The organism is Lysinibacillus irui (genome assembly GCF_028877475.1).
Taxonomy (GTDB): domain Bacteria; phylum Bacillota; class Bacilli; order Bacillales_A; family Planococcaceae; genus Lysinibacillus; species Lysinibacillus irui.
In genome coordinates this window covers 3,435,042-3,455,248 of sequence record NZ_CP113527.1, presented here as the reverse complement: position 1 = coordinate 3,455,248, position 20,207 = coordinate 3,435,042, and the positions used below count along the sequence as shown (strand labels likewise).

18 protein-coding genes are annotated in these 20,207 nt (G+C 37.4%); 9 read left to right on the top strand and 9 right to left on the bottom strand.

The genetic code is table 11. The annotated features are described in order from the left end of the window. Positions 1–3: 3 nt before the first annotated feature. The 4 genes from OU989_RS17420 to OU989_RS17405 are packed head-to-tail and all read right to left on the bottom strand — an operon-like array spanning position 4 to position 4,645. Positions 4–1,491: a Na+/H+ antiporter subunit D gene (locus OU989_RS17420; protein ID WP_274794223.1), complete on the bottom strand. Its 1,488-nt coding sequence runs from the start codon at positions 1,489–1,491 to the stop codon at positions 4–6. Continuing rightward, positions 1,484–1,825 carry a Na(+)/H(+) antiporter subunit C gene (locus OU989_RS17415; RefSeq protein ID WP_274794222.1) on the bottom strand — a complete coding sequence of 114 codons (342 nt, stop codon included), beginning with the start codon at positions 1,823–1,825 and terminating at the stop codon, positions 1,484–1,486. The genes OU989_RS17420 and OU989_RS17415 overlap by 8 nt, the downstream gene beginning before the upstream one ends. Next, positions 1,825–2,247 (bottom strand): Na(+)/H(+) antiporter subunit B, encoded by a 423-nt coding sequence (locus OU989_RS17410; RefSeq protein ID WP_274794221.1) that lies wholly within the window; start codon positions 2,245–2,247, stop codon positions 1,825–1,827. Before OU989_RS17410 ends, OU989_RS17415 begins: the two co-directional genes overlap by 1 nt. Continuing rightward, on the bottom strand, positions 2,234–4,645 hold the full coding sequence (locus tag OU989_RS17405) for a Na+/H+ antiporter subunit A (protein ID WP_274794220.1): 2,412 nt from the start codon (positions 4,643–4,645) through the stop codon (positions 2,234–2,236). Before OU989_RS17405 ends, OU989_RS17410 begins: the two co-directional genes overlap by 14 nt. Before the next feature lie 155 nt (positions 4,646–4,800). Here OU989_RS17405 and OU989_RS17400 point away from each other — a divergent pair, with 155 nt between their 5' ends. Further along, on the top strand, positions 4,801–5,364 hold the full coding sequence (locus OU989_RS17400; protein WP_274794219.1) for a DUF5366 family protein: 564 nt from the start codon (positions 4,801–4,803) through the stop codon (positions 5,362–5,364). A gap of 52 nt (positions 5,365–5,416) precedes the next feature. Here OU989_RS17400 and OU989_RS17395 read toward each other — a convergent pair whose 3' ends face one another. Further along, positions 5,417–7,267, bottom strand: a complete 1,851-nt coding sequence (locus OU989_RS17395; RefSeq protein ID WP_274794218.1) for a transglycosylase domain-containing protein — start codon at positions 7,265–7,267, stop codon at positions 5,417–5,419. Between the two features lie 237 nt (positions 7,268–7,504). Here OU989_RS17395 and OU989_RS17390 point away from each other — a divergent pair, with 237 nt between their 5' ends. Then, positions 7,505–8,092 (top strand): peptidylprolyl isomerase, encoded by a 588-nt coding sequence (locus OU989_RS17390; RefSeq protein WP_274794217.1) that lies wholly within the window; start codon positions 7,505–7,507, stop codon positions 8,090–8,092. A gap of 22 nt (positions 8,093–8,114) precedes the next feature. Then, entirely contained in the window at positions 8,115–8,327 is a 213-nt protein-coding gene (locus tag OU989_RS17385) for a hypothetical protein (protein WP_274794215.1), read from the top strand. 40 nt (positions 8,328–8,367) lie between these two features. On the opposite strand, the gene OU989_RS17380 is transcribed toward OU989_RS17385, so the two are convergent. Together OU989_RS17380 and OU989_RS17375 are read right to left on the bottom strand one after the other, a co-directional pair. Further along, positions 8,368–9,798, bottom strand: coding sequence for a magnesium transporter CorA family protein (locus OU989_RS17380; RefSeq protein WP_274794214.1), 1,431 nt, complete (start codon positions 9,796–9,798; stop codon positions 8,368–8,370). A 114-nt stretch (positions 9,799–9,912) separates the two neighbouring features. Then, on the bottom strand, positions 9,913–11,085 hold the full coding sequence (locus OU989_RS17375; RefSeq protein ID WP_274794213.1) for a MalY/PatB family protein: 1,173 nt from the start codon (positions 11,083–11,085) through the stop codon (positions 9,913–9,915). Positions 11,086–11,157: 72 nt separating this feature from the next. On the opposite strand from OU989_RS17375, the gene OU989_RS17370 reads away from it, so the two are divergent. Then, positions 11,158–11,418, top strand: coding sequence for a DUF1871 family protein (locus OU989_RS17370; protein ID WP_004228396.1), 261 nt, complete (start codon positions 11,158–11,160; stop codon positions 11,416–11,418). A gap of 77 nt (positions 11,419–11,495) precedes the next feature. Here OU989_RS17370 and OU989_RS17365 read toward each other — a convergent pair whose 3' ends face one another. Further along, complete coding sequence (locus tag OU989_RS17365) at positions 11,496–12,836, bottom strand: sodium-dependent transporter (protein ID WP_274794212.1); 1,341 nt, start codon at positions 12,834–12,836, stop codon at positions 11,496–11,498. A 209-nt stretch (positions 12,837–13,045) separates the two neighbouring features. Between OU989_RS17365 and OU989_RS17360 the strand changes: the two genes are divergently transcribed. The 3 genes from OU989_RS17360 (at position 13,046) to yugI (ending at position 15,683) form a co-directional block, all read left to right on the top strand. After that, positions 13,046–13,594: an RNA polymerase sigma factor gene (locus tag OU989_RS17360; RefSeq protein WP_274797372.1), complete on the top strand. Its 549-nt coding sequence runs from the start codon at positions 13,046–13,048 to the stop codon at positions 13,592–13,594. After that, positions 13,587–15,221: a hypothetical protein gene (locus OU989_RS17355; protein ID WP_274794211.1), complete on the top strand. Its 1,635-nt coding sequence runs from the start codon at positions 13,587–13,589 to the stop codon at positions 15,219–15,221. The genes OU989_RS17360 and OU989_RS17355 overlap by 8 nt, the downstream gene beginning before the upstream one ends. Before the next feature lie 84 nt (positions 15,222–15,305). Next, positions 15,306–15,683: a S1 domain-containing post-transcriptional regulator GSP13 gene (gene yugI / locus OU989_RS17350; RefSeq protein WP_004228409.1), complete on the top strand. Its 378-nt coding sequence runs from the start codon at positions 15,306–15,308 to the stop codon at positions 15,681–15,683. A gap of 43 nt (positions 15,684–15,726) precedes the next feature. On the opposite strand, the gene OU989_RS17345 is transcribed toward yugI, so the two are convergent. Next, complete coding sequence (locus OU989_RS17345) at positions 15,727–17,034, bottom strand: AAA-type ATPase lid domain-containing protein (protein WP_274794210.1); 1,308 nt, start codon at positions 17,032–17,034, stop codon at positions 15,727–15,729. Between the two features lie 145 nt (positions 17,035–17,179). On the opposite strand from OU989_RS17345, the gene pruA reads away from it, so the two are divergent. Continuing rightward, complete coding sequence (gene pruA, locus OU989_RS17340) at positions 17,180–18,724, top strand: L-glutamate gamma-semialdehyde dehydrogenase (protein ID WP_274794209.1); 1,545 nt, start codon at positions 17,180–17,182, stop codon at positions 18,722–18,724. Between the two features lie 241 nt (positions 18,725–18,965). Then, complete coding sequence (locus OU989_RS17335) at positions 18,966–20,159, top strand: ornithine--oxo-acid transaminase (protein WP_274794208.1); 1,194 nt, start codon at positions 18,966–18,968, stop codon at positions 20,157–20,159. The last annotated feature ends 48 nt before the right edge of the window (positions 20,160–20,207 follow it).

Genomic DNA, 20,207 nt, shown 5'->3' with positions numbered 1-20,207 from the left:
GTGTTAGTCCTCCTTCATTACAGCATCTATATAGATAGATGGATCATGTAATAGTTTTGCAGCATCGTCCATAAATGGTGTTACCCATTCGGAACCAACCCCGTATGCTACAGAAATAATCACTAAAAGGGCCGTAGGGATAAACAGCATTTTATAGTTTGCTTTGTTAATAGTGCCATGTGTGTTTTTCTCCTCACCCCAAAAGGCATAAAGGAAGATACGGATCACGGACAATAGCACGAGTAGTGAAGAGGCTAATATGAAAATACTGCTCCACATACTTCCAGCCTCAAAGCCACCTTGTACAATCAACAACTTTCCAACAAACCCGCTAAGTGGTGGTATACCAGCAAGACCAAAGGCTGCAATTAAATAACACCAACCAAGAGCAGGATATTTCTTCATGAGACCACCCATCTTACGCAAATCGGATGTACCAGTAATGTAGATGATAATACCAATTAACATAAAGAGCGCGGCCTTAATAAGCATATCGTGAATTAAATAGAACATAGCCCCTTTTAATGAAACCTCGTTCATTTGGGAGACTCCAAATAAAATGACGCCGACTGCAATGACAATATTGTAGATAATAATGAGTTTGATATCAAAATAGGCTAAAGCCCCAATACAACCCGCAATAATAGTAGCGATAGCTAATGCCATTAGTAAATCATGCGTATAGGATAAATCGTGTACAAAGAACAGTGTATAGGTACGTGCAATAGCATAAACACCAACCTTTGTAAGCAGGGCACCGAATAGTGTTAATACCGGAATAGGTGCTGCTGCATACGAAGTAGGTAACCAAAAATAGAGTGGGAAAATAGCTGCTTTTAGTCCAAATACCATTAAAAATAGGACAGCAATAACTGTAATAATCCCTGGTTGATTGATATCAGCTATTTTGACGGCAATATCCGCCATATTTAATGTACCTACTACCGAATATAAAAAGGCAACGGTAATAACGAATAAGGCTGATGAAATAACATTAATTAAAATATACTTGATAGAGCCTTTCAGTTGGCCCTTTTCTCCACCTAGAACGATCAGTAAATAGGAAGACATGAGCAATACTTCAAAGAAAACGAACAGGTTAAAAATATCGCCTGTTGTAAAGGCTCCGTTTACCCCAGTTAAAATAAACATAATACCAGGATAATAAAAGAAGCGTTCACGCTCTTTAGTAATGGAACCAAAGCCATACCAAACAACAAAAAATGCAATTAGCAATGTCGTTGTGACGAGTAACGCGGATACCATATCAGAAACCATAGTAATCCCATAAGGAACTGGCCAGTCTCCGAAGGTAACTTTTTGAATACCATCATTTTTCACTTTAAAAAGTAGGGAAATGGCTGAAATAAAAGCAAGTCCAATTCCAAGTAATGAAAATGATCGTTGATACGTTAGATTTTTTTGCCCAAACATTAAAATCATGCCAAAGAAAAACGGGATGATAATGGGCAGTAGTAGGAAGTTATTCATCCTCATCACTTCCTCTCATTAAGCTAATATCATCTGTATTTAGCTCCTGATAGGAACGATAGGCAAGTACCAGGAAGAAAGCTGTTACCCCAAAGCTTATAACAATAGCTGTTAAAATGAGTGCCTGAGGTAATGGATCTGCAAAAGTTTTAGATCCTTCAGTTAAAACGGGAGGTGCTTCCCCACCAAGACCACCCATTGTTAAGATTAGTAAATGGGCACCATGACTGAGCAGGCCCGTGCCTATAATAATACGTAATAAGCTTTTCGATAATAGTAAGTAGACAGCTGCCATAAAGAGAAAGCCGATCACAAAGGCCATAATTATTTCCATTATTCATCCTCCCCAATCGTTTGAATAATGGTCATCGTAACGCCGACAACAACCAAATAGACACCGCTATCAAAAAGCATAGCTGTGTGTAAGGACTGTTTGCCTAGAAGCGGTAAATCGAAATAATCAAAGAAATGAGTGAAAAACGGTTTCCCTACAAACATGGGAAATGCCGCTGTAGCAAGGGCTAAAAGTAAGCCAATTGCTGTTAGATACGTGTAATTAATAGGTAAAATATGACGAACTGTATTAATATCAAAGGCTAACACCAAAAGAACAATCGCGCTTGAAGTTAACAGTCCCCCAACAAAGCCTCCCCCAGGAGTGTAGTGACCGGCTAAAAAGATATGAATGGAGAAGAAGAAAATAATGAAAAATACAATTTTAGCTGTAAATTGTATTATCACATCATTTGTTTTCATGTGTTTTCTCCTTTCTATTCATACGTAGCTTAATCATGGCTAAGATGGCCATACCGGCAATGCCTAGTACTGTAATTTCAAATAATGTATCGAAGCCACGGTAATCTACTAAAATTACGTTGACAATATTTCCACCACCAGCTTTTGAGTAAACGGTTTCCTCATAGTACTTAGAGATGGAAGGAATAAGTTTTTGTGAATGTGATGATAGTGCAACAAGCGTCACCATTACACCAACTGCAATGGAAACAACAGCTCGATTTAACTGAAATCTCATACGCTCTTCGCGTTTACCAAGCTTAGGTAGATGGTAAAACGCCAATAAAAATAGTGCTACAGAGATGGTTTCAATAACTAGCTGTGTTAGCGCTAAATCAGGCGCATTAAAAATGACAAAGAATAATGCAACTGTATATCCAACAGCACCAAGACCGATGATAGCTGTTAAACGAGATTTTGCCAGTATAGTAATAGCTGTTCCAATCAATAACACCAAGATTAAGATAATTTCATATAGCTTGATTGGTGAGGTCTCTTCGAATGAAATACTAAAGGCATCTTTTACAAAAAGAGAGCCGATGACAATAATAGCTATACCACTAAACATATATAGTAAGTAATGACGCATAGAGCCTGTCATATATAGTCGTGATAGACGGTTTAATCCAGTATCTAATCCCTGCATCATTTTGTCGTAAGCATTGTTGAGTGTGAATGCTTGTGGGAATCTTTGATACATTCCTTGCCATTTTGGTAAGGCTACAAATAACAGTACACCTATAATAACAATTCCAATAGTCATGAGTAGCTCAGGGTTAATGCCATGCCAAGCTTCTACATGTATATCAATCGCTTGAGGTGTATCATATAAAAATGGTTGAATGGCTTGAACAGCTGGCTTGACAAAGGTATTCCCGATAAAGTTCGGAATAAAGAATATTGTCACAACTAAAGCTGCTAAAAGTATAGGGGAAATTAACATCCCAATTGGCGCCTCATGTGGCTTATGAGGTAATTGTTCAGGCTTATAATTTCCATTGAATGTTTTGAAAACAAAATAAAAGCTATAAATAAATGTGAATATACTAGCAATCCAAGCGATAATAGGGAATAAAGCACCCCATGTATCAAAGCCGAAAAATTCAAACTTTTGAAGTGCAAGCATAGCAGTTAAAAACATTTCTTTACTTAGGAAGCCGTTAAATGGTGGAAGACCAGCCATTGATAAGCTCCCTATTGCCGCAACTGTAAAACTAATCGGCATAATACTCATTAGCCCACCAAGCTTACGAATATCTCGTGTACCTGTTTCATGATCGACAATACCGGCAATCATGAATAGACTACCTTTAAATGTAGCGTGGTTAATCAGGTGGAAGATAGCAGCAAATGCCGCAAATTTTATCGTATCTATGGATTCGCTAGAATGAAAAGCAACTGCACTTGCACCTAAGAGCGACATAATAAGACCAAGTTGACTTACTGTAGAGAATGCAAGGATACCTTTTAAATCCGTTTGCTTCACTGCAAAGAAGGAACCCCAGAATAATGTTAAGATACCGATACCCGTAACAAGCCACACCCATAGCTCTGAGGCTGCAAAAATCGGTGTAAATCGTGCAACTAAATAGATACCTGCTTTTACCATTGTTGCAGAGTGCAGATAGGCACTAACTGGTGTAGGCGCTTCCATTGCATCAGGTAGCCAAATATAGAATGGGAATTGTGCGGATTTTGTAAATGCTCCTAAGAGCAATAGAATAAGTGACCAAGTGAATAAAGGATGTTCTACTAAATTAGGTGCCATGGCAATCAATTCTCGGATTGAATAGGTCCCACCCATTAAATAAAGAAGAACGAAGCCACCTAGCATCATTAAGCCGCCACCAACCGTAATCATCATTGATTTGAGTGCGCCAAAACGAGAGGCATCACGAGTATACCAATAGCCAATGAGTAAAAATGACGAAATAGAGGTTAGTTCCCAAAAGAAATATAATGAAATTAAATGATCTGACTGTACTACTCCAAGCATGGCTGACATAAATAACAGTAAGTAAACATAAAAGTTATGTAATTTTTCTTTATGTTTATCTAAGTAAAAAATAGAGTAAAGTACGACTAACGAGCCAATTCCAGTAATAAGTAAAGAAAATAATAAGCTTAGTCCATCCAAATACGAGACGATGGAAATATCAAGCGATGGAATCCAAGGAAGCTCTGCAGTGAATACTTCCCCCTTAGACACTTGAGCAATATATGTTGCATAAATAACCGCAAGCGTAGCAGGTACAGCAAGCACAAACCAGCCTGTGTGAATATTTTTCATGCGTTTATATAATAATGGCACTAATATTGCAGCAAGCATTGGAATGAAAATATAAAGTACTTGTAACAAAAAAACCCTCCTTTATGCAGGTAAGTATATCAATTATAACGTACTTTAATTGGGAATGCATATGCACTAATGGGATTTAGCTTGCGGTCGTGGAAGAATTTTCGTTATATTATAAATAGGAAGTTATCAATAAAAATAGAGGAAAAAAATTTTTTATGAGGAATCCATATATCTATGGTTATTTACCATTAATTACAATTTTATTGTTTAGTTTGACATTTGGCATGTATGCTGTTGGCGAATCCTTACAGATTTTTCAATCGATTGGCGTTTATTCAGGTATGCGGGAATTTTTATCTGATTTTGAATTACGTGTATTTCTCCTTATCGTTTTCGCCATTGTTTTTTTTATGTTATTTTCTGCACTTAAACTAGTAGGGGAAACGATTCATGAGTTAGGTATGCTGTTCTTTTCTAAAGACAACGATGGAGCAACTGTTAGTCAGGCTCGAAGCGGCTATATTATCTTATTTATAGGTGCAATGTGTTCGGCATTTGCCATTCAATTTATTTATGTTTTAATAGGTATTTTTGTGATTACGGTGTTTACATACTTTATTTACCTTATCTATAAAATGAGCCAATTCATGTCAATGAGCAGCACAATCGGTCTATTAATCTTTGAGCTTTTTATGTGGACTATTCTTTTAACACTTGTTATTTATGTTGTGTTGAAACTATACAATGGTATTTTGGCAAGTTTGCCGTTTGCAAATTAGATACACATACTAAAAAGGGTAGCAGTCGCTTCAAGACTGCTACCTTTTAGTTCTACTCAAGTAAAACATTAAATAATTGATGATGGATTTTGTATTCCTCTAACTTTTGCATCGTTTGAGGCTTATCATACCCTAACCATACAGCTGCAGTATATTCATCATTAAGTCCAGCAAGCCAGTAGTCACGATAGTCATTCGTTGTTCCAGTTTTTGCACCAACGTAGCTGCTGTTACTATAGACACCCTGTCCCGTTCCGTTTGCTACAACATCTGCAAGTAGTTCCCGCATGTATTTTACGGTTTTAGGAGACCAGATTTGATCGCGCTGTGTATCCCAACTATAAAGTTCTGTACCATCTAAAGCAGTGACTTTCCGTATGCTATGGGCTAGAGCATAAGATCCGTCAATAAAGCTTGTATATGCGTCTGCCAGCTCTAGTGCTGTCACACCATAGGTAAGCCCCCCTAAAGAAGCGGCAAAATTATGATCCTTTTCTACAATGGAGCGGAAGTGAAAACGGTCTAAGTAATGGAAGGCCGTTTCCACGCCAACTGTTTGAAAGAGACGCAATGCAGATGTATTATAGCTGTGTCGAAAGGCTGTTCGAATAGACACATCTCCATAGGTATAGCCCCCATAGTTTTGCGGACAAAACGAGCCAACACAGTAACGACCTCCATTCACAATTGAATCGGGTGTATGTGCTGTCGTTTCAAAAAAAGGAGCATAGACGGCTAGTGGCTTAAAGGCTGAGCCTGGCTGACGGGTTCCTTGGAATGCACGATGATAATCAAACTTTTCATAGTTTTTTCCTGCATACAGGCTAACAATTTCTCTCGATTGATTATTTATGACAGCACCTGCTGCTTGCAATTCACCTGTTCCTAGAATGGCTGATATTTTCTCTTCATCGTGTAGCTGCTTAGTTGGATCAAGAGCCGTGTTAATAATTAGTCCATTTTGAAATAAGGTATCCAGTCGTTTGTCTAGTTGTGCCTTAATTGCTTTCTTTTCTTCCTCATTATCGGTATTACTCAGTCGATCGGCGTAACCTTCCTTTTCTGCAACTAACCATTTTAACTCTTGGAGTACATAGGTACTGTACATTGGATAACTTTGAATTTTATCTTTAATATTCAATGTAATCGGTGCAGCCTTATAGGTAGCTGCATCTTCTTTTGTAATAGCCCCATTTATTGCAAGTGTATCTAATAATCGTTCCTGCCTCGCTTTAGTTTGATCGAAATTTTTTAACGGGTTATAAAGTGAGGGGTTATTTGGAATAGCTGCAATAAAGGCTATTTCAGCAATGGATAATTCTTGGAGTGGCTTTTGAAAATAATAAGTAGCTGCTCCACCAATGCCATACACTTGATTGCTAAAATAAGACTCATTCAGGTACATTGTTAAAATCGTTTCTTTATCAAACTCTTTTTCTAATTCATAAGCATAGAAAAGCTCTGTTAATTTCCGTTCGTATGTTTTTTCATCAGATAAATAACGCATTCGAACGAGTTGCTGTGTAATCGTACTACCTCCCTGGGAAGTGGTGTTGCTATTCGAATTCGCAACAACTGCTCTTATGATTGCACTTAAATCAAAGCCGATATGCTCATAAAAATCAGCGTCTTCACTTGTGATGAATATTTCCTGGGCAATTTGTGGAATTTCTTGTAAGGTTAGTGGCTGCCGCCATTCGACATATTCCTCACTAAATGTTTGCCCGTCTTGATCTTTCAGTGTGACAGGTAGCTGTGTTTGTACTTCAGGCAAATGAATAGCCTGTGAAATCTGCTGTTCATGTGCTTGTGCTGTATTGATTTCTGTTCGGATGTTGGTACTAATCCACCATAGAGCCGGTAGGGAAAGAAGTATAATAAAAAAACCAAAAGCCTTTTTCATGTGTGCCTCCACTCTTTCTATAAATCCTTCATCAGAATAACATATTTTGGATTGATTCCAAATACCCGGTCGGACCTATTTCCAGCATTTTGAGAATGAATGTTAAAAGTGCAAAAATCGTCAATACTTTGATGAAGAAAACCAATAGGAAGTATGTTAGACTAAAATGAGGTCAGAAAGGATGAAATGTCATCTTTTTCATTGAAACTGAAATTTATCACTAAAGGAGAGACTTCCATGTTTCCACAATTAACAACAGACGTACAAGCAGGCGAAGTGCTTGTAGAAATGAACACAACATTAGGTGCTATCAAAATTAAATTGTTCCCGGAACATGCACCAAAAACTGTTGAGAACTTTTTAGGGCATGCTAAATCAGGCTATTATAACGGCATCATTTTCCACCGTGTTATTCAAGATTTCATGATTCAAGGCGGTGACCCAACTGGTACTGGTATGGGTGGAGAATCTATTTGGGGTAATTCTTTCGAGGATGAGTTCTCTGATCAATTATTTAACCTTCGTGGTGCGCTATCAATGGCGAATGCAGGTCCAAACACAAATGGTTCTCAGTTCTTTATTGTACAAATGAAGCACCTTCCAAGTGATATGCTTCGTCAATTACAAGGAGCAGGCTTCCCAGAAGAGATTATTGAAGCTTACGCTCAAAACGGTGGTACACCTTGGTTAGACCATAAACACACAGTATTCGGCCATGTTGTAGAAGGTATGGACATTGTAGATAAAATTGCAGATGTAGAAAAGGATTTCCGTGATAAGCCATTAGAAGATGTGAAAATTGAGTCAATTACAGTCTTTGAATAATTCTTATAAGGACGTGTAGAGTATGCAAAATTTAATGTACCAATTTTTATATTTCCCTGAAGATAAATCAGGATATATTCCAGCGGCATTTGAATTTTTAATCATGCTTATTTTATGTATCATCGTGTTTACGCTTTTCCGAAAAATTTCAAAGAAGCAAGAAATGAAATCAAAGGAAATTGAAGCGCGTATCTTAGCAGAGAAGAAAAGTACAAACAACCAACAGAATATTTAATTAAAAAGAATCTGTCTCCACTGGAGACAGATTCTTTTATTTACATTTTTCTTTTAGCCTGACGAACCATGTTTTGTAGCGTTTTAAAGGCAGTGACAAAAACAAGGATTAGGGATAAGCCAATCCCACTTAATGCGGTAATAAAGGCTACCCATTCAAACAGTGTATAGCTCCATATACTCTCAAAATCACTGCTATCCTTCCAACCTTCAATGACTAAGTTCATACCGTAAATACCCGACACAACAGTAAATACAGTTAAGATAAACAGTAAATTATTACTGCGATTATCTGATTGATCTTCTTGTGTTCGGTATAAGCTGTTCAATGTTTCTTTCGTTTCCACATAGTGCTCGTTTATACGGAAATACGTTCGCAGCATTTGAGATATTTCTCTGCCTTCTGTTCGAACAATGACTTCTTCAAAATAATAACGAGCAGAAAACTTTGTGATGAGCTCGATTAATTCGTTGACAACCTGTTTATCTTTGCCCCACTTTATTTCACTATATTCATAGGACAGCTTTAAGAGCATCATTTTATAAAAATAATGAATGAACAGATTGTAATAATGGGTACCCATAAATTCCTGAATACTATGAGTACATTTATCAAAAGGCTTATTTGTAATCGTTATTTGTGCCTGTGATGAGGTGATAATATAACTGTTAGGTGCCCATCGTGTATGAGCGTGTTCTTGCACATAATTAGAGATATATTGAGGATTCGTGCTAGATATAAAAGGCTTGCCATCTGGTGTCCTACCATCCACTTGCCCTAATCGAAATAAATGCTCAGGTAAAATTTCTGCTTCTTCCTCAGCTATTAAATAAGCAGATGCTAACATGCGCTCATCCTCAAAAAAAGGTAAGCCTTCGTAGCTATGATCTTGTTGGTGCAGTAGAAAAGGCCGTAAATAGGGGATGAAATGCTTAAATAATAGTTCACTTGTGGATGAACAATGGCCAAATGAAAAAAGATGACTGGCTCCCTTTTCCTCACGCAACTTAGCCTCTAACACTCTAAAATAGTGAATAAAATTCAAAATATCACTAAGATCATTTGGGGTATCTGTCATGCTTGTCCGTACAGTGACAATACCATTCCCAAAGGGACATAGTGTCACATCGATACTCATCACCTCGTAGTCATAATGGCTGCGACTTTCTTGATGTTGTAAGGAACCTTGTATATAGAATGCTTTTGAAAAACGGATAAAATCAGGACTGTCCATTTCGTTTGGAAATAATTTATCCTCTAAAAAGGGATAGAAAAATTGAGCAAGCTCCTCATGGATAATCGTTATATCACCATAAAATGCTTCTTCAAGAGTGGTGTTATTCAACGTGAAAAAGGAAAAGCCTTCTTGTAATAGTACATCACCAATCTTTTCACGATTATTAGTGGAATAGGCAAAGGGAAAAAGGAACGTCATATATGCGCGTTTAATCGTTAATGGAGCCAAGCTCATGAAAAACACCTCTCTTTACATCCAATTGATAAGATACTTTTCCACAAAATAATCATTTTAAACATAAAAAGGATATCTACCAAAGTGGAGATATCCCATTCTTTTATTTCTTTATTATTGTTCAAAAGCCTTTTTAAATCGTTTTACACCATCTTGTACGGTTTCAAATGAACAAGCTACATTCATACGGAGGAAGCCTCGGCCTTCTTCACCGTATTTTGTCCCTGGTTCTAATGCAAGCTTACCTACTTCTAATAAGCGATTCATAAGATCTTTTTCTTCAAGAGCTAGCTCTCTGTAATCAATCCAAATTAAATAAGTGGATTGTGGTTTCGTCACGCGAATGCCTGGAATCTGCTCTAACTCGGCTTTTACATAGTCCATATTGGCAGAAATATATGTGAGTAGTTCATCTAACCAAGCTGAGCCCTCAGTATAAGCGGCATGAAGTGCTACAGAGGCAAACGTATTCAGTGAGCCTTGCCCACTAGCCATATTAATTGCCTCTAGTTGTAAACGTTTTTTCTTATCTGTCACGATCATATAAGAAACTTGAATTCCTGCTAAGTTAAATGTTTTAGTGGGAGCCATACACGTGACAACACGATTAATTTCATCTCCTGCAATTTTTGCTAAAGGTATGTGTTTTTCCCCCTTGATCATTAAATCAGCGTGAATTTCATCAGAAATAATGATGACATCGTATTTAGCGCAAAGTCGTACAATTTCTTTTAAAGTTGCTTCATCCCATACATAACCCCCTGGATTGTGAGGATTACATAATATGTAGGCTTTCACATTTTGCGCTAATGCTTGTTCAAACGCTTCAAAATCATAAACATAGGTACCATCTTTTTCAACTAATGGACAGCTTATAACTTCACGACCATTACTTTTCGGTATGTTAAAGAATGGTGGATAAACCGGTGAGGAGATGAGTACTTTGTCGCCAGGGTTAGTGAAAGCTACAATGCTATTGGCTAAAGCAGCGACGACACCATTGCAGAATACGATAGACTCTTTGTCAATATGCCAGTCATGACGAGTATTTTGCCAGTCTACGATTGACTGGATTGCATCTTCGCCAATAAAACTATAACCAAAAACAGTTTGTGCTGCATGTTGCTGTAATGCCTTTGAAACAGCTGCTGGAGCTGCAAAATCCATATCAGCTACCCACATTGGCAAGATATCAGACGCATCATGTAAGCCATAAACTTTTTCCATTGCGTCCCATTTTACGGAATTTGTACAACGACGTTTAATAGTTTGATCAAAAATAGACAAGCAAATCACTCTTTTCTTTTTTATTTACTATGGTATCATACGAGTATGATCAAAGGATAATAGGTGAGTATTTTGGAAAATATAAAAATGAATCAAGCAGCTGTCCATCTGCTAGAGGAGTGGGATCCATTCCACTTAGGTCCAGACCATTATGATACGGAAACAGCAGATGTTGTAGCGGCATTGCAAGGAATTGATGATCCTTCAACTCTTGCAAAAGTAATTCAAGAAACATATGAGCATTCGTTTGAACAATGGATACCGTTTGAAGATTGTGTAGCCATTTCTTATAAACTGATTGCGATTAAATTTGAAGCAAAATGTATTATCTAAAATATTTTGCATTTTTCTTATAAAAAAGGGGTTGTCATGGGACAACCTCTTTTTTATTGCATATTTGAGGCCACTTCTTATTTAAATAAAGGTAGGATTCCCTGAATGAAAATAATGAATATAGCAATAGGGGAAACGTAACGAATTAACATGAACCAAATAGTAAACATGAAGCTAGATGCAGCCAATTCCTTACGCGAAATATCCTTTGTATAATAATAACCTGCAAAGATAGAAATTAAAAAGGCTCCAATAGGCATGCCTATGCTGTTTGTCATAAAATCAACAAAGTCAAAAATAGAGCGGTCTAAAATTTTTATATCGGATAATATACCAAATGATAGCGCACTTGGAATACCGAAGATGAAAATGATAATGCCGCCAATCCAAGCAATCTTTTTACGCTTTTCAGGTTTGTCTCCAATCGCAATGGCCACCACTATTTCTAACATGGAAATGGAAGAAGTGACTGTAGCAAAAAGTAATAGGATAAAGAAGATTGTTAAGAAAAGACCACCAAGAGGTAACTGCTCGAAGACAGCTGGCAAAATAATAAATACGAGACCCGGCCCTTGATCGGGCGTATAGCCAAGCGCAAATACTGCAGGGAAAATAACAAGACCCGCTAGTAAAGAGATGATAATGTTCATGGATGCAACATTAATCGCAGAGTTACCAATCTTCTCGGTTTTAGACAAGTAGGAGGCATAAGTAATCATTACAGCAATACCTACACTTAGTGAGAAGAATGCTTGTCCTAATGCCATTAAAAACGTTTCAGCGTTAAAGTAAGACCAATCAGGTACAAACATAAATTTAACGCCTTCCATTGCTCCATCTAAAGTTAAGGAGCGTATCACTAACACAATAAAGAAAATGAAGAGTAGAGGCATCATCCATGTGCTTGCTTTTTCGATTCCACCCTTAATACCTGCTGACACAATGACCACTGTTAGCAACATAAATAGTCCTTGTACAAGCACTGCTTCAATTGGGCTGGAAATAATAGTGCCAAATAAATCAGCGTAGTTGATGTCTGAATTAGCATTCGTCAGCTTAAACGAAATGGCGCGTGCTAAGTAGCTTAAAATCCATCCACCAACAACACTATAAAATGATAAAATAAGGCCCGCAATCACCATACCGCCCCAGCCAATTAAATACCAAGGCTTTCCTGGTGCTTGTTCCTTAAATGATGTAACAGCATCTTTTTGCCCTCGTCGACCAATCATAAACTCTGCTATGAGCACTGGTAAGCCAATAAAGAATGTACATAAAATAAATAATAAAATAAAGACACTGCCGCCATTTGTACCTGCCATATAAGGAAATTTCCAAATGGCCCCTAGCCCAATTGCACTTCCTGCAGCAGCTAATATAAACCCAATTTTAGTTGTAAATTGATCTCTCGATGACACGAAAATAAATCCTCCTTATACTAAAGTTTTATTTTACCTCAATATTCGCATAACACAAGCTATTATCAGAATATTGATGATGGCTATTTGTTCATTCCCAGTGGATAGGAACTAGACTGGTAACTTATTAGGAAGGTACTCCTTTTTGAGTAAAAGTTTGTAACAATTGGATGAGAAGTTTCGTTCCATTAACAAAAGGAGGGATCATGTTGACGGAAGCTGAGTTAATAGCGAGGGCACAGCAAGGGGATAAAGATGCTTATATTGAACTTATCCGCATTCATCAACGAACCGTTGAAAAGTTTGCCTTTCAATGTGGTGTACATACAAATGATTTAGCTGATGTTTCACAGGAAGTATTTGTGAAACTGTATCGGTTTTTACATCAATTTAAACAGGATCGATTTACAACGTGGCTTTATAAAATCACTTTAAATGCAACACGTGATTACTATCGGAAGGAACAACGACAGCAGGCAAAAGAGGACAAACTCCATGCTCAGCAACAAAATGCCTATTCATCAGCAGAAGATAATGTACTTTTGTTCGAAGAGGACAGGCATCTACACAGTGCTATTCAAGCTCTTGATGAAAAATACCGTTATCCTCTCGTCTTGTATTATTTCCACGAATTAAAATACGAAGAAATCGCTGAAGTCTTAAATATTTCATTATCTACGGTCAAAGTGCGATTATTACGTGCGAAAGAAAAGCTAAAGGCAGCGTTAATGCAGGAGGGGAGTGTTGAAAATGGATGATAAGCAATTTGAGCAACGTATGGCACTACTGAATAAATCCTATGAGCAAATGGAATCACAGTTAGATCCACAACGAGTTCTTCAGCAAATTGATGCCGAGGATTACGCAAGAGAATCTTTAGAAAGCGTCAATATGGCTCAAAAGCCTTCTGCAAAGTGGCAAAAAACGGCTGTATGGATCGCTAGCATTGCCAGTGTGCTCTTGGTAGGTATTTTAATTTCGTCTTATATGTATCCTTCAGCATTCGTTCAGTCAGATGAAGAAAAGATTGAAAGCAGCTATGAAGAGTGGTTCTCTAGTTTACAAAAGAAGTATCAAGAGAAACGTGAAAAAACACGCATTGAGTTGAATATACCTGAGGATGACTTTAAGAAACTTTCGTTTGTTGAAACGGCGGACTATATATACAATGATAAAGCTAAAAATAAAAAAATAGTGTTAAATAGAATGGCTTATGATTCAAAATATTTAACGCAGTTAGAGCAAGAAATACTAGATAGTTTGCAAACACCTCGAGAAATGATTGAGCGAATTGAGAAGAACAAAAAACCGATGTCATTTGGCGAGTCTAGATATTTCTTTAGCAAATATTACTACCCAACGAAAGGTGTTTTACAATATTATACAAATGAGCTTTCCCACTATAATACAATGTTGTCACAAAAAAAGAACGATTATCCTAAAGAGCTAAATCAGTTAATTGCAACGGCCAAAAAACAATATTTTGAGTTGTCTTATGATGGACAAAACTATAGTTTTAGAACAAATCCCATTTTTATGAAGGATGCACCAGTATCTATTGACCGTCTTCATCCTGATGTATTAGGTTATTTTAAATATTTAGCTATGGGCTCTTTATTCAATGGTGAGGATTTACGATTTTCTGCAGAAGAATCTGCTCGTATTTTAAAGTTATACGAAAGAACATTAGTAAATGACCTATCAACATCAGGACTCGATAACCTATTGCGAAATTTAAACAAAGAGTTCGAAAATGCCTGGCTTGTATTATTAAAAGGTATTGATGACAAAATGAGATACTCACCCGAACATATAAAGCTATTAAAGGATACGGCAAATGGGAAGTATGGAGAATCGATGCGCTTGACCGCACAATTCATCGTTGAAGAATTTAAGGGAAGTGGGAAATCCAAAACACTAGATCAGCTAACAAAACAGGATATTGGGATAGAGCTTTCTCGTTTAAGTAATGATGTCTACAGACAATCAGAAGATGGTGCAACAAGTTTGCGTATTGATTTTCGATGGATTTATCAAACTGAATCCCTTTACAATGCCTATATAACAAGTAAAGATGATAGCATTCTAGAATCATTGAACCCAATAAACGTTGTAAGCCTATTCTTATATGCACAAGGTAAAGGTGATCAAGAAACAGCTAAGCAGTTACTATCTCAAGATGTCGATTTAAGTAAAGTGTCTCCATTTGATGGGATGGAACATTTTACAATTCTTTATGCAACAGATGCCTCTCATACAACCATTAAAGCTGGTGTTAAGCCAGAATCAGTTCAACTAATTGGTCAGCATGTAACCTTCCAGTTAGGTACAGTGACTACAGGAAAAGGTGAAAAACGTTGCATCATTACAGCCATTTCCGAGTAAGGAGATTTTTTGCCCCGTTTTTACTCGTATGTTATAATTTAAGCGATATATACGTAGCAAACAAATAGAAAGTGGGCAAAGGTTATGGTAAAAAAATATGAATTAGGAGACGTGTTGACCGGAAAAGTTACAGGTATTCAACCATACGGTGCATTTGTTGCATTAGATGACAATACGCAAGGCCTTGTGCATATTTCGGAAATAACATACGGCTTTGTGAAGGACGTTAGTGAATTTTTAGCTGTTGGGCAAGAAGTAGAGGTTAAGATACTTGAAATCGATGAAGAGGCCGAAAAGATAAGTTTATCGATGAGAGCGCTACAGGATCGCCCAGCAACAGTAAGAAAAAAAGATGCACCACCACGCAAATCATTGCAGGACCGTGTAGATGAATCGGATGCAAATGGTTTTAATTCCTTAAAAGATAAATTACAGGACTGGATTGAACAATCCGGTCAATAAGAAAACGAGGATACTTTCGAATGAAGGTATCCTCGTTTTTTTACTATTGTTTTTTTAGTTTGCGAATTCGATATTGTAGGTTTTGTCGGCTCATTCCAAGCGCATTTGCTGCCTTTGTAATATTGCCCTCATATAAATTTAAGACATTTTGCACATAATATGATTCGGCTTCACGCAAATAAGCATCAAGCGGCATGACATTATGATTTTGATGAAACATAAAGAACTCGGGCTCTCGATTGTTTGTGTCTTGCTGTTGTACTTTGAAGCGGAAATGTAAAGGCAATAAATCTGAAGTAACAGTGGACTCCGTTGTCATAAAGGACACAATTTCATCGAGTAGTAGCTCAAGTTCCTTTAAATTACCTGGCCAATCATATTGTAAAAATAATTCTTGTACATCTGGTGCAAGTTCAGTGACTTGTGAGGCAAATCGTTCTCGATGTCGACTAAAATAATCTTCGACAAATGGAAGAATATCTTCTTTTCGATCCGTTAAATTAGGAATGGTAATAGCCATTGTTGCAAAGAAATAATAAAGAGACTTTGACAGCTTTTTCTCGGCAATCAATGTAATAGGGTCACTACCTACACTTCCAATCAGCATATATTTGGACTGGGGAAGCGATTGTAGTATATCTAACAGCTGCTCTTGAATGTCTAAGCTCAGAAAATCTATGCGTTCAAAGAAAAAGGTATACTCTTTATCTTCTTCTAAAAGCTGTTGTAATTTATCAAGAACCGATTGAGCTGAGCGGCGACTAACGAGTGTTACGAAGGCGTCAGGATCCGGAGAAGCAGCATGGTGAATACCTTCAGCAACTAAATCTTTCCCAGTGCCCGATTCGCCAATTAATAAGACAGGTAATTTTACGGCAGCAGCTTTTTTAGCGTTCTCGATCACCTGCTTCATTGCTTCAGAGTCAGCTTTAATCATATCAAATGTTAGGGGTTCATCGTAACGACGAAGGGGTTGATAAACAAGCTTTTCCAAAGAAGTAATATCACGAGCAAATTCGATTGCTCCAATCAGCTTACCTTCAACAAAAAGTGGAAAAGTATCATTGATTGTTGTAATTTCATGGCCATTTTTATTCCAATAGGATTGTTTTACATTGATTTCTTTTTTTCCTGTTTGTAAAACACGCATTAATGTACTTTCGTGTTGACGGAAGGAAAACATTTCAATAATCGAACGATCTGCAAGTTCATCAAAATGAAATCCTTCAATTTCTTTCATTTTTGTGTTGTAAATAATTGTTTTACCAGATAGGTCTACTGCATGAATACCAACGGATACATTTGTTGCAATAAACTCATAAAAAGGTAGTAAAGGTTCAGAAATTTTCATAAAAAAGTGCACCTCAAAAATTTTTTACTTGAAATATGCAACGAAATTTTGCATTATAATAAGTGTAAGAATATTTTATACGCAAAGATATTTTGCGTCAATGTTTTTTGCATACCCAAATAGATCTCACAAGGGAGGATTAAGTATGATTCCATACAAACACGAACCATTCACAGATTTTTCACAAGAGGCAAACTACAATGCTTATGTAGAGGCTTTAAATAAAGTTGAAGGTTACTTAGGTCAAGACTATCCACTAATTATCGGTGGCGAACGCATTACAACTGAAGATAAAATCGTTTCGTACAATCCTGCAAAGAAAACAGAAGTAATTGGTCGCGTTTCAAAAGCGAGCAAAGATTTAGCTGAAAAAGCAATGCAAGCAGCAGATGAAACATTTAAGACTTGGAAAAAAGTTGATCCAGCTATTCGTGCAGACGTTCTTTTCAAAGCAGCAGCGATTATCCGTCGTCGCAAACATGAATTCTCTGCATTATTAACAAAAGAAGCTGGTAAGCCTTGGGCAGAGGCTGATGCAGATACTGCAGAAGCAATCGACTTCATGGAATACTATGGTCGCCAAATGCTACGCATTAAAGATGGCCACCCAGTAGAAAGCCGTCCAGGTGAATACAACCGTTATGACTACATTCCATTAGGTATCGGTATCGTGATTTCTCCTTGGAACTTCCCATTTGCAATCATGGCTGGTACAACAGTAGCTGCATTAGTAACAGGGAACACAGTGTTATTAAAACCAGCGTCAACAACTCCAGTTATAGCATATAAATTTATCGAAGTATTAGAAGAAGCTGGTCTTCCAGCAGGAGCTGTTAACTTCGTACCAGGTTCTGGTGCTGAAGTAGGTGACTACTTAGTCGATCATCCAAAAACGCGCTTCATCAGCTTCACAGGTTCACGTGATGTTGGTTTACGTATTAACCAACGTGCTTCTGTGTTAAATGAAGGTCAAATTTGGATTAAACGTGTTATCGCTGAAATGGGCGGTAAAGATACAATCGTTGTCGATAAAGAAGCGGATTTAGAGCTAGCTGCACAATCGATCGTGAAATCAGCATTTGGTTTCTCAGGTCAAAAATGTTCAGCATGTTCTCGTGCAGTCATCGTAGAAGATGTGTATGACCAAGTAGTAGAGCGCGTGGTTGAATTAACAAACGCTTTAACAGTTGGAGACCCAACAGACTTCAGCAACTTCATGGCAACAGTTATCGACCAAGCCGCTTTCAACAAAATTACTGAGTACATTGAAATCGGTAAAGGCGAAGGCCGTCTAGTAGCTGGTGGTACAGCTGACGATTCAGTAGGTTACTTCGTACAACCAACAGTATTCGCTGACGTTGATCCTTCAGCTCGTATTATGAAAGAAGAAATCTTCGGACCAGTTGTTGCGATTGCAAAAGCAAAAGACTTTGACCAAGCAATTGACATCGCAAATGACACAGAATACGGCTTAACAGGTGCAGTTATCACGAAGAACCGTATGAATTTAGAAAAAGCTCGTGAAGAATTCCATGTAGGAAATCTTTACTTCAACCGTGGCTGTACAGGTGCAATCGTAGGTTACCAACCATTTGGTGGCTTTAACATGTCAGGTACAGACTCGAAAGCTGGTGGTCCAGACTACCTACAACTGCATATGCAAGCTAAAACAACTTCAGAAATGCTTTAATTTTCAAATTGACGTTAGGGCTGTTCAAATAAGTAGAAATTGAGGCATTTCAAATGAATTTGGGACACTTCTCCAGGTAATGCTACCTCTGGCTAAAACCGTAACATGACATGGTAGTTTACTTTGGAGAAGTGAACAAATTTACCGTTTGAATTATTGGTTAATCATTCTACTTATAGAGATACATAGTCCCTTTCTTCCATAGAGTTTTTATTATGATTTAGTTAGGAGAGAACAGGATATGACAAAAAGTCAACAAGTTATTGAACAAACGCAAAATTTTGGTGCAGCAAACTATCATCCACTGCCAATCGTAATTTCAGAGGCTGAGGGTGCTTGGGTTAAAGATCCAGAGGGCAACAAATACTTAGATATGTTATCTGCTTATTCAGCTGTAAACCAAGGTCATCGTCACCCAAAAATTATCGCTGCTTTAAAAGAGCAAGCAGATAAAGTAACGTTAACTTCTCGTGCATTTTACAGTGAAAACCTAGGTGAATGGTATGAGCTAGTAGGTAAATTAACAAATAAAGAAATGGTATTACCAATGAATACAGGTGCTGAAGCTGTAGAGACTGCGTTTAAAGCAGCTCGTCGTTGGGCATATGATGTAAAAGGCGTAGAAGATGGTAAAGCTGAAATTATCGCATGTAATGGTAACTTCCATGGTCGTACTATGCTAGCTGTATCTTTATCTTCTGATGAAGAATACCGTCGTGGCTTCGGTCCAATGTTACCAAACGTTAAACTAGTAGATTACGGTAATCTTGAAGCATTAAAAGCGGCTATTACACCAAATACTGCTGCATTTTTAATTGAACCAATTCAAGGTGAAGCTGGTATCGTTATTCCTCCAGAAGGTTTCTTAAAAGCAGCTCGTGAACTTTGCCGTGAAAACAATGTATTATTCATCGCAGACGAAATTCAAGCTGGTTTAGCACGTACTGGTAAAATGTTTGCTTGTGATTGGGAAGAAGTAGAGCCAGATATGTACATCCTAGGTAAAGCACTAGGTGGCGGTGTATTCCCAATTTCTTGTGTGGCTGCAAACCGTAGCATCTTAGGTGTCTTCAACCCAGGCTCACACGGTTCAACTTTTGGTGGTAATCCTTTAGCATGTGCAGTTTCTATTGCATCTATTAAAGTTTTACTTGATGAAAAATTAGCAGAGCGTTCTCATGAGCTTGGCGAATATTTCAAAGGTAAATTAAGAGAAATTAACAACCCAGTCATTAAAGAAGTACGCGGTCGTGGTTTATTTATCGGTATGGAATTAACAGAGGCTGCTCGTCCATACTGTGAAAAACTAAAAGAACTAGGCTTATTATGTAAAGAAACACATGATACAGTTATCCGTTTTGCACCACCACTAGTGATTTCTCAAGAGGATTTAGATTGGTCAATCGAACAAATTGAAAAAGTATTTAAACTTTAACAAAATGTTCACATTTTAATTCGGAAGTATGTTACAATGATGCCGATA

Coding starts and splice junctions, on each gene's coding strand:
- OU989_RS17420 (WP_274794223.1), bottom strand. CDS start 1,491: ATGAATAACTTCCTACTACTGCCCATTATCATCCCGTTTTTCTTTGGC.
- OU989_RS17415 (WP_274794222.1), bottom strand. CDS start 1,825: ATGGAAATAATTATGGCCTTTGTGATCGGCTTTCTCTTTATGGCAGCT.
- OU989_RS17410 (WP_274794221.1), bottom strand. CDS start 2,247: ATGAAAACAAATGATGTGATAATACAATTTACAGCTAAAATTGTATTT.
- OU989_RS17400 (WP_274794219.1), top strand. CDS start 4,801: ATGAGGAATCCATATATCTATGGTTATTTACCATTAATTACAATTTTA.
- OU989_RS17395 (WP_274794218.1), bottom strand. CDS start 7,267: ATGAAAAAGGCTTTTGGTTTTTTTATTATACTTCTTTCCCTACCGGCT.
- OU989_RS17390 (WP_274794217.1), top strand. CDS start 7,505: ATGTTTCCACAATTAACAACAGACGTACAAGCAGGCGAAGTGCTTGTA.
- OU989_RS17385 (WP_274794215.1), top strand. CDS start 8,115: ATGCAAAATTTAATGTACCAATTTTTATATTTCCCTGAAGATAAATCA.
- OU989_RS17380 (WP_274794214.1), bottom strand. CDS start 9,798: ATGAGCTTGGCTCCATTAACGATTAAACGCGCATATATGACGTTCCTT.
- OU989_RS17355 (WP_274794211.1), top strand. CDS start 13,587: ATGGATGATAAGCAATTTGAGCAACGTATGGCACTACTGAATAAATCC.
- yugI (WP_004228409.1), top strand. CDS start 15,306: ATGGTAAAAAAATATGAATTAGGAGACGTGTTGACCGGAAAAGTTACA.
- OU989_RS17345 (WP_274794210.1), bottom strand. CDS start 17,034: ATGAAAATTTCTGAACCTTTACTACCTTTTTATGAGTTTATTGCAACA.
- pruA (WP_274794209.1), top strand. CDS start 17,180: ATGATTCCATACAAACACGAACCATTCACAGATTTTTCACAAGAGGCA.
- OU989_RS17335 (WP_274794208.1), top strand. CDS start 18,966: ATGACAAAAAGTCAACAAGTTATTGAACAAACGCAAAATTTTGGTGCA.